This window comes from Spirosoma lituiforme (genome assembly GCF_054776635.1).
On the sequence record NZ_BAAHBO010000001.1, the window covers coordinates 1,812,700 to 1,827,868 of the forward strand.

Sequence of the window (15,169 nt, forward strand, 5' to 3'; positions counted from 1 at the left end):
GCGCATTGTGGTTTAGTTGCTATACAGGAGCTTTCATTCGGCTTATTATTTTGCTAAAGTTTCGGTCAATAAAAACCCGTCAGATATGCGGATTCGCTATTTTCTTCTGCTTCTCTTCCCCCTGTTCACCAACGCTCAGGCAATTGTCGACGGCGGGCAATTTTGCCAGATGGGTAAAATACGTCACGCAGAACAGTTGGCCTCAAATCCCAAAGCGCGGCTGGCTTACCCCGGTGATGCGAACATTGACGTCACCTACTACGGACTCGACCTCCGCCTGACCACTACACCAGCCAACCTGGTCGGCGCTACGACGATTACTCTGAAAAGTACCGTGTCTGGGTTGAGTGGTTTCTTTCTGGATTTTAATTCATCCACTACAACGACGGGGCTGGGCTTGCGGGTCGATTCAGTAAAAGCGGGTAATCAGGCGCTGCCTTTTCAGCACGCCCAGAACAAACTAACCATTACGCCCGGACAACCCTTGGCGAGTGGACAGGTTCTAACGCTGACTGTCTTTTATAGAGGGGTACCCAATGGTACGGCTAATGGTAGCTTCCTGTTCGGTAGTCACGAATCGACCACCGATCCAGTTATCTGGAGTTTAAGCGAGCCCTATGGGGCGTCAGACTGGTTTCCCTGTCGGGATACGCCTGCCGATAAAGCCGACTCGTCATCAGTTCGCATAACGGCTCCGGCTCCACTCGTATCGGTTTCTAATGGAAAATTGATCAGCACAACCACCAATACCGACGGTACTCGAACGTATTTGTGGCATAACAGCTATCCGATTGCTCAGTATCTGATTTCGATAGCCGTATCGAATTATGCGCAATACGACACGCCGTTCACGTCGGGAAATCAGACGATGCCGGTTACCCACTACATTTATCCGGAAAACCTGGCTCAGGTTCAGAACAGCCTTGCCCTGACGCCCGGTATGCTCCAGCTATTCACCAACCGATTCGGCCTTTATCCGTTTTTGCGGGAGAAATACGGCCATGCCCAGTTTGCCAGAAACAATGGCGGGATGGAACATCAGACAATTTCTTCTATGGGGCTTAGCTCACTGACGCCGAATGTCATTGCGCATGAGTTGGCTCACCAGTGGTTTGGCGATAAAATTACGTGCCGCGACTGGCAAAATATCTGGCTCAACGAAGGTTTTGCCTCCTATGCCGAAGCCGTTTACGCGGAATCGGCCAATGGCCAAACGGGGTACTCATCCACAATGACAAACTTTATGAGTAGTGCTCGAAACGCCCTTGGGTCAATTTATGTACAGAATATTACCAACGTTAATACGATCTTCAACAGTGCCCGTACGTATGCCAAGGGAGCAACCGTTTTACACATGCTTCGCGGTATCGTGGGCGACGATCTGTTTTTTCAGACACTGCGTACCTACACGGCTACCCCAGCGCTGGCCTACAACACAGCCGTGACGGAAGATTTTCAGGCGGTAGCGCAGCAAGTAACCAACCGCTCACTGGACTACTTCTTCAAAGAATGGATTTACGGGGAAGGCTACCCGACTTACAAAGCCACCGTGACGGCGGGTCATACGGCCAATACAATAACAGTCCGGCTTGAGCAACGCAACACCACGGCCAGCAACCCGACCTCTTTTACGATGCCCATTCAGATGAAAGTTCAGTCGGCAATGGGCGATACAACCGTGACAGTGCTTAACGACCAGACCGATCAGACGTTTACGCTACCGGTTCGGGGTACTGTTTCGGGCCTCGTGATTGACCCGAACAACTGGATTCTTAAAACTGTCGAATCAGTTAGTCTGCCCACATCGGCAACAACCACGCCAGTTATCGTAACGGCTGCTGATGAGCCGTCATCAGGCACATTCCGCGTCTACCCCAACCCGACAAGCGAATACGTAGTCATTGATTTCTGGCTATCGACCACAGGGGCAGCTACTATTTCGCTGGTGAACCAACTAGGCCAGCGTATTCAAACGATCCAGGAACCATCTCTCCGACCCGGCAGCTATACCCGGACAATGCGCCTGCGAAACCTCTCTTCGGGACGCTATACAGTAACCGTTGAAACACCTGCGGGTCCACAAAGCCGGGTAATTCTGGTACGCTAATCGCACGGGTAGTAACTGAGTCGTTAGTTTGGTAACACGCTATCGGATGTGGGGCCATTTCCTCATTTAAATGAGACATAAATCAACATTTTTCTTGTGGTTTGGGTTATAAGATGAGAGTAAGTAGTCTGTTCGGCCCATGAACTGTACATACTTATATAATCCCCTCCTATATTTATGAAAGTGCCAGAGACAACGAACGTTACCGGTGATCATGCCGCCCTTACCGCCCAATCTATCGTATCCACATATACTACTAAATCATCCTTCGATGCGAAGGAAACCGAGATTTCTGATCTGATCTGTTTCTCGCATCTACGTTGGAATTTCGTTTACCAGCGCCCTCAACATTTGCTTAGCCGGGCGGCCAAGAACTACAGAATCTGGTTTATTGAAGAACCGATCTGGAGTGATACGCTGCATATGAGTATCAGTCAGCAAACAGACCGTTTGACGGTACTCGTTCCACACCTTCCACACGGCACCAAACCCGACGAAGCCATTCGACTTCAGCGGCAGTTGCTGGATAAATTTATGGCTGATGAGCGCATCAATTCGTTCGTTGCCTGGTATTACACGCCGATGGCCATGCTGTTCAGTGACCACCTGAAGCCTGCCCTGACGGTATACGACTGCATGGACGAATTGTCGGCTTTCTGGGGAGCACCGGTTCAATTACTGGAAAAAGAAAAGCAACTTATTCAACAAGCCGACATCATGTTTACAGGTGGTTATAGCTTGTATGAAGCAAAGCGGAGCCGACATCCGCATGTATTTGCTTTTCCAAGCAGCATCGACTTTGCTCATTTCTCGTCAGCCCGTAAATCGCAACCCGATCCAGCCGACCAGCGTGACATAGCGCACCCACGAATTGGCTTTAGCGGGGTTATCGACGAGCGCTTTGATTACAAATTGTTGACTGAGCTGGCAGAGCGTCGTCCGGAGTGGCAATTCGTTTTACTCGGCCCAATTGTAAAAATTGACCGCGCTTTATTACCTACCAAGCCGAATGTGCATTATCTGGGCATGAAGTCCTACAAAGCACTACCTACCTACTTTAGCAACTGGGATGTAGCGATACTGCCATTCGCCCTGAACGAGTCAACCAAGTTTATCAGCCCGACGAAAACCCCGGAATACCTATCAGCTGGCCTGCCCGTCGTATCAACGCCCATTCGCGATGTGATTCGTATGTACGGGTCGAAGGAGTTCGTTCAGATCGCCGACACGGCGCAGGCTTTTGAGACCGCCATCGCCCAAGCGCTTGCCAACCAGAATTCCGGTGACTGGACGGCTATCGATGCTTTCCTGAACGAAAATTCATGGGATCATACCTGGAACGAAATGAACCGACTATTGATGGCCCAGCGAACCGTTGTTGTCGATCAGTAAGTAATAGATTATCAACGATGAGCGGCCGGTACGAAAACAATGCTTTTGTACCGGCCGCTCATCGTTTATTCCCCTTTCGGAACAACAAGCACAACATCTTCCTTTTCGACCAGCACCTGACCTTCGGCCAATCCTTTTGGCTTGCGAACGTACTTTTTAGGCGTAACAATAACGGGGCACAGGCTATCCGTGCGACGTTTGGAATACCAGGCGGCCAATTCGGCAGCGCGTTCGATTACACTCCTGGGAAATGGTTTACCGGCTTTGTACTTCACCACCACGTGCGAACCCGTGACATCGCGGGCGTGTAGCCACAGGTCATCTTTGTAGGTGTAGCGTTGGGTAAGCAGATCATTGTTCTTCGCATTTCGCCCGATCATAATTCGGAACCCTTCATACATCACCTCCTTGAATAAGGCCGCCACTTCGCCCGTACTGGCCAGTATTGCTTCACTCAACAGACTATGCTGCTTGATGTATTTACGTAACTCTTTCAGATTCTGAAGGGTATCAATAGCTGCTTTTTGCTGATCAATGCGAACCAGTTCGGCTTCCCGAGCCGCTATCTGATCACTTAGATGCTGCTCTTCTATCTTCTCATTTTTGGCCTTTCGATAGAAGTTCTCAGCGTTTTTCTGCGGACTCAGATCAGGCTTGAGTTTAATGTCGATTGGCTGGTCACGATAAAAATCGTATAGGGTCAACCGTTCAGGCGACTTAACACTTGCCGTGGAGGGTATCTCGTGCAGGTTAGCCATCAGAATGTGCCCGATCTCTTCATGGCTGGCCCCTTCGTCCTTGAGCATCAACCGCTGCATGGATATATCAATTTGAGACTTGGCCCGCTTCAGACGCTTGTCAAGCAACCGGAGCATAGCTGCCTTTTCAAATTCAAACGTGGTTAAGCCATTCAGCGCGATAAAAAATCGGTTCGCGGCTTCTAATGGATCGTGAAACTCACGCTGCGGAGGGTCTTCAGCCTGTGCGTCAAAAGGCAGTAAACTAAGCGTTGGTTTGTGATCCAGACGCAGTAAGTAATAATTGGGATGCTCCAGTTGCCGCAAGGCATCCTGAATGACTGGCCACACCCCTTTGCTTCCCGGTTCGATTTCCGCCTGCCTGACTCTATTATCAATCCATTTGTTCACGACTTTCCCGAACGTTGGGAATAGTTTACGATGGTCGAAATGGGCCTGCTCAAAAGCGGCATATGACTGATCAATGGGCCGATCGAACGCATCAAGCAGCAGGTGTTCGTCGGTTGCCAACTGTCGGTTGAACAGATCGATCACCTGGTTACCCTGAAAGGCCAGTAAGTTGGGCCGGTTGCCGAAAAACTTGAAAACTAAGGTAAAGTTATCTTCCAGCAAAATGGCTAGGCAGCGCTCATTCACGAAGGAGCGCACTTCCAGTACGGCTCGTTCCTTGCCTGGCTCACCCGTCACCGAATCAAACAGATCGACGCTGTTTGTACGCGCCCTCTGAACCGTATCGGGAAAAAACAAACCCGAGAAGTCGGGTCGTAAGGTTGCCTTAATATGGAAAGGTTTGTAGTAGTTCGTTTTCCCTTTTGCCTGCGCAAATACCAGGACAACTTCATCCCGATCCTGGCTGAAACACTCCATAAAACGGAGTCCTGTTGCGTGTATAGGTACGTCCGAAACAGCTGTAGTAGAATTACTCAATAAGTGCAATTCGATCGCTGGCGCAAGTTGTTTCAGAAAGTAATAGTTTGTGTGCATAATGTACCAAAAATACGGCTGAAACGGTTTAATGCCCTTTTTTAATCACTTATAAATTAAAGCTAACTATATCTAACTAAAATATAATGCCACCTAGTTTTCAGGCCACAAAAGACAATTAAAACACTGATTATCAATTTACTAATCAATTCACAATGTGACATTATTCTTATTTAATACGATTTTAATAATGTCCTTTTGACATATTTATTACAATTTCTCTTTGAAATATGATTTAATCAGCATAATATTGGTTCGTTTAACTCAATATAAAACCAACCTAATCTTCATGAAAGCATCGCTCTACAGATTTCTGCAGACCGCTTTTCTGGGTACAGTCCTATTACTGTGGAGCCTATCGGCTTCTGCCCAGGACCGTCGCCTGACGGGTAAAATTACTGGCGCCGACGGAGCCGTTCCCGGCGCCAACGTTGTGCTAAAAGGTACACAAACAGGTACGTCAAGTGACGCGGATGGCAATTTTTCCATCAACGTTCGGGGTGCCAATCCAGTGCTGGTCATATCGGCCATTGGTTTCAAAACGCAGGAGTACACAGTTGGCAACCGAACAAACGCTGATGTCACGCTTGAAGACGACGCTACTGCACTAAGTGAAGTCGTAGTAACGGGGTACTCAACCGAGAACCGCCGGGACGTAACCGGAGCTGTATCGACGGTAAAACCCGCTCAGTTGAAAGTTGTTCCTTCAGCGAACGTAGAACAGCAATTACAAGGTCGGGTATCTGGGGTAACTGTCATTACGAACGGTCAACCGGGTACCAGTAGCCAAGTTCGCGTTCGTGGATTCGGATCACTGAATGGCAACCAGCCCCTTTATATAGTTGATGGTGTGCCAACGCAGAATACACAGTGGCTGGCTCCCGACGACATCGAAAGTACAACCGTACTAAAAGATGCGGCATCGGCATCTATTTATGGAGCAAGGGCTGCTTCAGGGGTAATCGTTTACACCACAAAAAAAGGGCAGCGCCGGGCACAGAAACTAAGTGTAAGTTATGATGGCTTATATGGCGTTACAGATCCAGGCAAAAGCTTACCCATTTTGAGTCCACAAGAACAGGCCGACTGGACTTGGCAGGCCCGCAAGAACGACATCTATCAGGGCACTTACCCTACCAATGACTTCAACGGCCTGGCCGGAGGTCAGTATGGTTCAGGGGCAACACCTGTATTGCCAGATTATCTGTTGGTAGGGAGCCGTTCCGGTTTGTCAGCTTCTCAGGTCGACTTGACTTCCGAAGCCGCTAAATACAATGTCAATCCAGCCAATGGAGCAATCTACAACGTAATTCCTGCCAACAAAGAAGGCACGAACTGGTATCAGCAAATTACCCGCACGGCTCCCCTGATGCGTCATCAATTTGGTTTCTCAGGCGGTAGCGAGTCTAGCCGTTTTTATATCGGTTTGGGTATGCAGAAACAATCGGGTATCATCACTTACAATGAATACGCCCGTTACAACTTGCGCATCAATACCGAATTTGATATTACCAAAAAGCTTCGTTTTGGCGAAAACTTTCAGCTCGCTTACATTAAGAACACGGGCGTTCTGGGCGGAGTAGGTAACCAATTTGGTAATGCCGCTAACAATAACTCAAGTTCATCGTCAGACGAAAATGAAGTGTTGTCAGCGTTCCGTATGCCCCCAATTATTCCGGTTTATAACTCGTTTGGCGGTTATGCTGGTACGTCGGCCCCTGGGTTCAACAATCCGCAGAACCCCGTTGCTACCCGTACAGCAAATGCGAACAACGGTAACTTCAACATCATTGGCTTCGGAAACGCTTATCTGGAATACGACATTCTTCCATCCTTGACGGTGAGAAGTAGCCTGGGTGGTAACTACTTCACCAACTATTACAATAGCTACGGGCGGGTGCAGTACGAGAACTCAGAAAACAATACCACTTACACGTACAGTGAAGGGTCGGGCTATGGCCTAGCTTGGACGTTTACTAACACGGCTACATTCAAGCAGAAGTATGGCCGTCATGACGTATTTGCACTGGGCGGTATTGAAGCGTTGAATACAGGAGCAGGCCGTAACATTAATGGCTCGGGTCAGAATCCTTTCACAACGGATCCAAACTACGTTACCATTAGCACAACTACGCCAGGAGCAACCCGGCAGGTAGGTAGCGGATACAGCTTAGGTACCAAATTCTTCTCGCTGTTCGCTCAGGCTCGTTATACGTTCAACGATAAGTACATCTTATCCGGGGTAATTCGTCGGGATGGTTCGTCTGCATTTGCTGCGGCCAATCGTTACGGGGTTTTCCCTGCCGTGTCGGCTGCCTGGCGTATTTCGGGAGAGGAGTTCATGAAAAATTTACCTTGGGTATCTGATCTGAAAATTCGTGGCGGATACGGTATTCTGGGTAACTCGAACGGCCTGAACCCTACCAACCAGTATAACCTCTATGGTGGTAACGCTGGAGTGGGCTATGACATCAATGGTACCAATAACTCCATTGCTTCTGGTTTTTACCGCAGCCAGATCGGTAACGCCGGTGCAAAATGGGAAAGCAGTGTTACAACTAACCTGGGTATAGATGGGGCGTTCTTCAACAATAAATTGGAGGTAGGTCTTGATTTTTACCTCAGAGACACAAAAGACCTGCTTTATCAATTAGCGCTGCCAGGTGTCGTGGGTGTTCGTTCCAATGCTCCGTTCAGTAACGTTGCCAGTATGCGGAACAAGGGGATTGACATTACGGTGACAACCCGTGGAGCCATTGCCGGTGGCCTGACTTATGAAGTTACCGGAATTGGTAGCTTCCTGGATAACAAAATCTTGGCGTTGGCTCCGGGAGTTCCTTACTTCTATGCGGGTGGTACTCGTCTGAATGGTAACGTTGTCCGGAACGAACCGAACCATGATCTATCGTCATTCTATGGCTATAAAGTGATTGGCCTGTTCAACAGCAAGGAAGAAGTAGCATCGGCTCCATCACAGCTTGGAGCAGGTCCTGGGCGTTTCCGCTACCAGGATACCAATGGCGACGGCAAAATTGATGACACTGACCGGACCTATTTGGGTAGCCCAATTCCGAAGTTTACGGGTAGTATCACGCTCACGTTGAAGTACAAAGGTTTTGACCTGAACACAAACCTGTATGCCTCGCTGGGTAACAAAATCTTCAATAACCAACGCTGGTTCACGGACTTCTACCCATCGTTTACGGGAGCTGCCGTTAGCGCTCGGGTGAAAGATTCCTGGTTGCCAACGCACACAAATACGACTGTTCCCATTTTTGAAAGTGCTTCTAACCCAAGCACCAACACGTTGCCAAACTCCTATTACGTAGAGAATGGCTCGTATGGTCGTCTGCAATACCTGAACCTGGGTTATACATTCCCAGCGGTCGTGTTAAGCCGGATTAACCTGAGTCGTCTGCGGGTATCAGTTTCAGCAACGAACCTGTTCACCATTACCAAATACAGTGGCCTGGATCCATCTGTTGGTGGCTCTGCCGATACGAACTTCGGTATTGACGTAGGTAACTACCCAATTACGCGCGCTTACAACGTTGGCTTGAGCTTTGGCTTCTAAATCGCTTTGACTATACGACAGGATATGCATGATAAACGAACATTGTATCCTGTCGCTAAAACTCATATTCACCTCATTTCTTAGGCAAATTGCACTATGAAAAATCTGATTACCAAGGGAACTGTAGCAACCGCGATGATGGTCATGGTTACGTTCGCCTGCCAGGATAAATTTCTTGAAGTACCCGCTACCGGTCAGTTAGCCGGTAACCAATTAACGTCAAAAGCTGGGCTTGACGGTCTCCTGATCGGGACGTACGCACAGCTGAACGCCCGTGGCTTCTCCCAGTCAGCCAGCTCTTTTAACTGGGTGCGGGGCAGTATCTCAGGTGGTGAAGCCAACAAAGGCTCCAACTCTGGTGACTTCAACGCGCTTACACCTTACGAAACATACCAGCTGCAGGCAAGTAGTGGAGAGGTCAATGCTAAGTGGCAAGCAATGTATGAGGGCATAAGCCGGGCTAACTCGGTGATTCGTCTACTGGCTTCAGCAGGGTCCGACGTGACAGCGGCCGGAAAAACGCAACTCACAGCAGAAGCGCGTTTTTTACGGGGTCATTACTACTTCGAATTGAAGCGCGCTTTCAACATGATTCCTTATGTTGATGAAACGGTTGATTACGGTACGGGCATTGATAAGGTGCCAAATAATGTGGATATCTGGTCTAAGATTGAAGCCGACTTCAAGTACGCACAGGACAATCTTCCAGCTACACAGTCGTCGGTTGGGCGCGCTAACAAATGGGCGGCTGCCGCTTATCTGGCAAAAACTTACCTCTATGAGAAAAAGTACAGTGATGCAAAAACACTGTTCGATCAGATAATCTCCAGCGGTGTTACCAGCGGTGGTACTAAATATGCGCTGTTATCCAGCTATTCGGATGTATTCAACGCGGCTAAAGATAACGGTTCAGAAACAGTTTTTGCCATTCAGGCAGCCGCCAACACCGGTAGCTCGGATAATGCTAACCCTGACTTGGTCCTTAACTTTCCTTACAACACCGGTTCGAATGGTCCGGCTGGTTGCTGCGGTTTCTTTGCGCCAAGCTTTGAACTGGCTAACTCATTTCGGGTGAACGCCAACGGTTTGCCTTTGCTGGATGGTTCTTACAATTCGAGCACCAATCAACTGAAGAACGACCAGGGTATTGCATCCAGCGCTTCGTTTACACCCGATGCCGGCCCAGTTGATCCTCGTTTGGACTGGTCGGTAGGTCGCCGGGGTATTCCATATCTTGATTGGCAGAATCACCCAGGTCTGGACTGGATTCGTGACCAGAGTTTTGCCGGTCCTTACTCGCCGAAGAAGTTCGTTTTCTACAAATCGCAGGACAAAACGTTAACGGATGGTAGTTCCTGGACAGATGGGTACTCGGCCATTAACTACAACATTATCCGTTTTGCTGATGTACTGCTGATGGCTGCTGAATGCGAAATTGAAGTTGGTAGCCTCGAAACAGCCCGGTCGTACGTCAATTTGGTTCGGGCACGGGCAGCAAACGCAGCTGGTTTTGTGAAAACCTCCAGTGGCGCCAATGCAGCTAACTATGCCATCAGCTCCTATTCGACAGCTTGGTCCGACAAGGCTACGGCCCGTACGGCGGTACAGTTTGAGCGTAAGCTGGAGCTGTCAGGCGAAGGACACCGGTTCTATGACCTCGTTCGTTGGGGTATTGCCGCTAACACGCTGAATTCATTCGTTGCTTACGAAAGTAAACTACTACCCACTGCCTACAGTGGTGCGAAGTTCACCTCCGGCAGAGATGAATACATGCCAATTCCGCAAACGCAAATTGACTATCAGAGCAGCAGTGTTCTTACCCAGAATCCTGGATACTAAGTCAACGATTAGTCATAAAAAATGCCCTCTCTGATATTCAGGGAGGGCATTTTTTATGACTAACTAATCGCTTGGCAGGTCATTATCTTCCAAATCAGAAAAAGCCATACGAGTGCTGGGCAGAATTGTAACAACACCGTACTTACGCCGTATCTACTTCCGTTCAGCGAACCCACGCCCCTTCCTTGCTGTTATTTATAAAGAGCTATCCCTCTGGTGTAGTTTTACGTATTGTTTACAGACTATTCTTTCCCACAGGCCACTCGGTTTAGAGTAGCCCCGCATAATGCTTTATCCGAACACATTAGAGAGTAAATTAGGGTTCAACACCATCCGCGAACGACTAAAAGAGGCCTGTGTCAGTCCACTGGGGCAGGATTACGTCGAAAAAATTCGCTTTACCGATAATGTACAGCTCATCGACAAACTGCTTCGGCAGACAACGGAATTTGTGCAGATTGTACAATACGAAACGGAGTTTCCCACGAGCAACTACATTGATGTCAGACCCCATCTGGGCCGGGCTCGTGTAGAGGGCATTGCCCTCACAGAAGATGAATTTTTCGACCTTAAACTGGCCCTGCGCACCATTCAGGACTGCCTTCGTTTCCTGTCCAAGCGGGAAGAAACAAACAGTTTTCCTTTTTTGCGTGAGTTGGCCGGTCCCGTAGGGATTGATAAAAAACTGACGGACTCGCTGGAGCGGGTCATCGACGATAGAGGGCATATTCGCGATTCGGCTTCTCCCGAACTAGCCAGTATCCGTCGTCGGATCATTGGCGAACAGGCTAACCTGCGTAAGCGACTCGATAGTATTCTGCGCCAGGCCCGGCAGAATGGCTGGATTCCGGATGATCTTTCGTTGACTGTTCGCGGAGGACGGCTGGTGATTCCGATTGCGGCTGAACATAAACGCAAGATCAAGGGCTTCGTTCACGATGAGTCCCAAACAGGCCAGACGGTTTATCTGGAACCAGCCGAAGTGTTCGATGCCAACAATGAAATTCGGGAACTGGAATATGAAGAACGACGTGAGATTTACCGGATTCTGCTGGCCCTGACCGACCAGATTCGTCCTCACCTGGAGGAGTTGAAACGTGCCGTCAATTTTTTAGCCCAGATCGACTTCATCCGGGCCAAGGCCAAGCTTGCGATTCAGCTGGACGCCATCATGCCAAAACTGCATGAGCGCCCGTTTATAAACTGGACCAACGCCCGGCATCCGCTACTGCATTTGTCTTTCGCCAAGCAGGGAAAAAAGGTCGTTCCGTTGAGCGTAAGGCTTGACGAAAAAGCCCGTATTCTCATTATTTCAGGTCCCAACGCGGGTGGTAAGTCCGTCGCCTTGAAAACCATTGGCCTTATTCAGTACATGATGCAGTGTGGCCTACTGGTACCCATGGCTGACTTTGCAGAGATGGGCGTTTTTCAAAATCTGTTTATCGACATCGGGGACGAACAATCGCTGGAGAACGACCTGAGTACGTATTCGTCGCATTTAACGGCGATGAAGCAATTTTTGGTTGGTGCCAACAAACGGACGCTCTTTCTGATTGATGAATTTGGAACGGGCACAGAGCCAGGGTTGGGGGGCGCCATTGCGGAATCTATTCTGGAAGACCTTAACAAAGCCGGGGCTTACGGCGTCGTGAACACACATTATACAAACCTGAAGGTGGTTGCCGACAAAACGCCAGGCCTGATCAACGGCGCAATGCGGTTTGACGGTGAGCATCTGGAGCCACTTTATCAACTGGAGATTGGTCGGCCGGGCTCTTCGTTTGCGTTCGAGATTGCCCAAAAAATCGGGTTACCCAAAGGCGTTATTGACCGGGCTAAAGAGAAACTTGGCAACCAGCAGGTAAACTTCGAGAAGTTACTGAAAGAGCTGGATATCGAGAAGCGTGTATTTTCGGAGAAGAACATCGAAATCGGTATCAATCAGCGTAAACTTGCCCAACAGCTTGCCGAGTATACTGCGCTGAAAAATCGCCTGGATAACGAACAGAAACAACTCATCAACGACGCGAAACACAAGGCAAAAACGCTGGTTCAGGAAGCCAACCAGCGAATTGAAAACACGATTCGGGAGATTAAGGAAAATAAAGCCGAGCGGGAAGCGACCAAGCAGGTTCGGCAGGAACTGGAGCGCTTTGAGAAAAAAGAGCTTAAACCCGAACCGGTGGTCGTTGAAACGCCCAAACAACCAGAAGAAGAGTTTGAGAACGATAACGGTGCCATTTCGATAGGCAGCTATGTACGCATTTCGGGCCAGAATGCCATCGGCCAAGTGCTGACGCTCCGTGGTAAGGATGCCGAAATTCGCATTGGCGATCTGAAGTCAACGGTAAAGCTTAACCGACTCGAAAAGGTCAGTAAGAAGACGTTCACAGCCGCCACTGAAGTGCGGGACGATCGCCCGCGCAGCCAAGGTGTCGACATGAACGAGAAGATGCAGAATTTTAGCTTCAACCTCGACATTCGTGGAAAACGGGGCGAAGAGGCCATCGGTGAAGTTGATCGCTTCCTCGATGACGCCCTGATGCTTGGCTACCCTGAACTACGCATTGTGCATGGCAAAGGTGACGGAATTCTGCGAACGCTCGTACGCAACCACCTGCGTGGCTACAAACAGGTAGGCAAGATGGAAGACGAACACGCCGACCGGGGCGGGGCGGGTGTAACGATCGTGAAGATGAAGTGATGATTTACGGTTTGTGGTTGACGTGACAGCCAACCACAACTCGCAAACCAACTACCATAAACCTACAAAAACATGAAAGCTGTAATTTTTGACATGGATGGGGTTATTGTTGATACAAACCCGCATCACCGCACCGCCTGGCGTGAATATTACCAACGGTATGGCAAAACACTAAGTGACGCCGACTTCGTGGAGTACGTTTCGGGGAAGCATAACAACGATATTCTTCGTCATCTTTTTGCGGGAAAGACCCTTACCGCCGACGAGTCGAGGCAGTTGGCCCACGAGAAAGAAGCATTGTTTCGGGAGTTATACAGCAAGGATATTACGCCCGTTGTTGGTCTGATTCCGTTTTTGCAATCGCTGAAAAAAGCCGGTATTCTCACGGCGGTGGCAACATCAGCCCCCGTCGAGAATCTGGATTTTGTTATGGATGCGCTTAGCCTGCGCCCTTATTTTGACGTTTTGCTCAATGAGAGCCTGGTTACCCACCCTAAACCTGATCCCGAAATTTATCAGAAAGCAATGGATATGCTGGGTGTTGATCCGGCGGAGAGCGTTATTTTCGAAGATTCAATGACGGGAATCCAGGCGGGCAAAGCATCGGGGGCTTCGGTTGTGGGCTTGGCGACGACACAATCACTCGATGAACTCTATCCCTTTGTGGACGACGCAATTCTTGACTTTAGCCAGATGACACTTGATCGGTTAGAGAAGCTGGTTAAGATTTTTTAACAGGATTAAATGCCATCAACCCGTATTTTTGTAAAACCAGTATCATAAACTGGTTTTACAGTCTGGCTAACTCTCTTTTCTATGCCCATTAAACGCCTTGTCTTTGTTTGCCTAGCCGGTCTCCTCAGCTGGTCGGGTAGCGCGTGGGCACAGGGTAAATATGTGATCGGAACGGTCATTGATCAGTCTACCAGGCAGGGCGTTGACCGGGCCACGGTCATTAATAAACGTAGTCGCCAGCGAGCGCGGACGAATACCACCGGGCGTTTTTTCATGACGCTGTTGCCCGGCGATTCATTGATTTTAACCAGCCAGTTGTACGATCGCATCGGCATTCTGTACGATGGTTCCGATAACCCAATCATTGTTGCTCATGCCCTCCCCCCTATGCCCTACCGGGTCGTTGACCTCGCCGAGGTAACCGTAACAGGTAAACGGTACGAGGAAGTAAAACGAGAAATCCAGCAGGTGCTCGATGAGCCGACGGCCTCCAAAAAAGTAACGGGTGAGCAGGCTTTCGACCGGCTGGCCGATGGCGCAGGCGTTACCCTGTTGTATGAACTCTTTGCCAAACGGCCCAAAACCGACAGGAAAGCTTACTACATCATGCAGCAGGATCGTCGGCACGCGCTTGCGCTGGAGCGTTTCCGGCTTCTGGTGGAACAGTCAACAACGTTGAAACCCGACGAGATCGACCGTTTTTTCGACTTCTGCGATTTAGACGATGATTACCTGCTCAAAGCTGAAGATTACGACCTCATTAATACCCTTCAGCAGTTGCGTAACCGGTACCGGGATGGCTTTAACCGGCCCAGCCGCATTTCGCCTGACCCAGGCCAGTCTACAGTTCCCAAGCAGCCTTAGTTTGGACGTTAGCCGCAAAGCCATTGTTCGCGTGGCGTCAGTTTTAAGAATCGCACTGGCGACCCGGCTGACACCACAGACACAAACTGAGGTGGTAAGAAGGCCCCATTGAACTACCGTTTAGTAAAGTAGATCAGGCAGTTAGCCGCTTATTCGGCTTTAGTGGATAAGTTGTTGTCAAAAGCAATACGCTTCCGACCTCTCCAACTGCA

The 15,169-nt window shown here is 49.3% G+C and carries 8 protein-coding genes; 7 read left to right on the forward strand and 1 reads right to left on the reverse strand.

All coding sequences use genetic code 11. From position 1 onward, the window contains the following. Window positions 1–85 precede the first annotated feature (85 nt). Both ACYU87_RS07730 and ACYU87_RS07735 read left to right on the forward strand, forming a co-directional pair. Window positions 86–2,107, forward strand: a complete 2,022-nt coding sequence (locus ACYU87_RS07730) for a M1 family aminopeptidase (protein WP_461133450.1) — start codon at window positions 86–88, stop codon at window positions 2,105–2,107. Between the two features lie 177 nt (window positions 2,108–2,284). Further along, the gene (locus tag ACYU87_RS07735) at window positions 2,285–3,499 is read left to right on the forward strand and encodes a glycosyltransferase family 1 protein (protein WP_461133451.1); all 1,215 of its coding nucleotides are present in this window, start codon (window positions 2,285–2,287) and stop codon (window positions 3,497–3,499) included. Window positions 3,500–3,564: 65 nt separating this feature from the next. Here the strand turns inward: ACYU87_RS07735 and ACYU87_RS07740 are convergent, their stop codons facing one another. Continuing rightward, window positions 3,565–5,124: an NFACT RNA binding domain-containing protein gene (locus ACYU87_RS07740; RefSeq protein WP_461133452.1), complete on the reverse strand. Its 1,560-nt coding sequence runs from the start codon at window positions 5,122–5,124 to the stop codon at window positions 3,565–3,567. A gap of 406 nt (window positions 5,125–5,530) precedes the next feature. On the opposite strand from ACYU87_RS07740, the gene ACYU87_RS07745 reads away from it, so the two are divergent. The 5 genes from ACYU87_RS07745 to ACYU87_RS07765 all read left to right on the forward strand — a co-directional run bounded on the left by ACYU87_RS07745 (window position 5,531) and on the right by ACYU87_RS07765 (window position 14,957). Beyond that, entirely contained in the window at window positions 5,531–8,815 is a 3,285-nt protein-coding gene (locus ACYU87_RS07745) for a SusC/RagA family TonB-linked outer membrane protein (RefSeq protein WP_461133453.1), read from the forward strand. Between the two features lie 96 nt (window positions 8,816–8,911). Further along, entirely contained in the window at window positions 8,912–10,654 is a 1,743-nt protein-coding gene (locus tag ACYU87_RS07750; RefSeq protein ID WP_461133454.1) for a RagB/SusD family nutrient uptake outer membrane protein, read from the forward strand. Between the two features lie 286 nt (window positions 10,655–10,940). After that, entirely contained in the window at window positions 10,941–13,358 is a 2,418-nt protein-coding gene (locus ACYU87_RS07755; RefSeq protein ID WP_461133455.1) for an endonuclease MutS2, read from the forward strand. A 72-nt stretch (window positions 13,359–13,430) separates the two neighbouring features. Next, window positions 13,431–14,093, forward strand: coding sequence for an HAD family hydrolase (locus ACYU87_RS07760; protein ID WP_461133456.1), 663 nt, complete (start codon window positions 13,431–13,433; stop codon window positions 14,091–14,093). An 81-nt stretch (window positions 14,094–14,174) separates the two neighbouring features. Beyond that, complete coding sequence (locus tag ACYU87_RS07765; protein WP_461133457.1) at window positions 14,175–14,957, forward strand: hypothetical protein; 783 nt, start codon at window positions 14,175–14,177, stop codon at window positions 14,955–14,957. The last annotated feature ends 212 nt before the right edge of the window (window positions 14,958–15,169 follow it).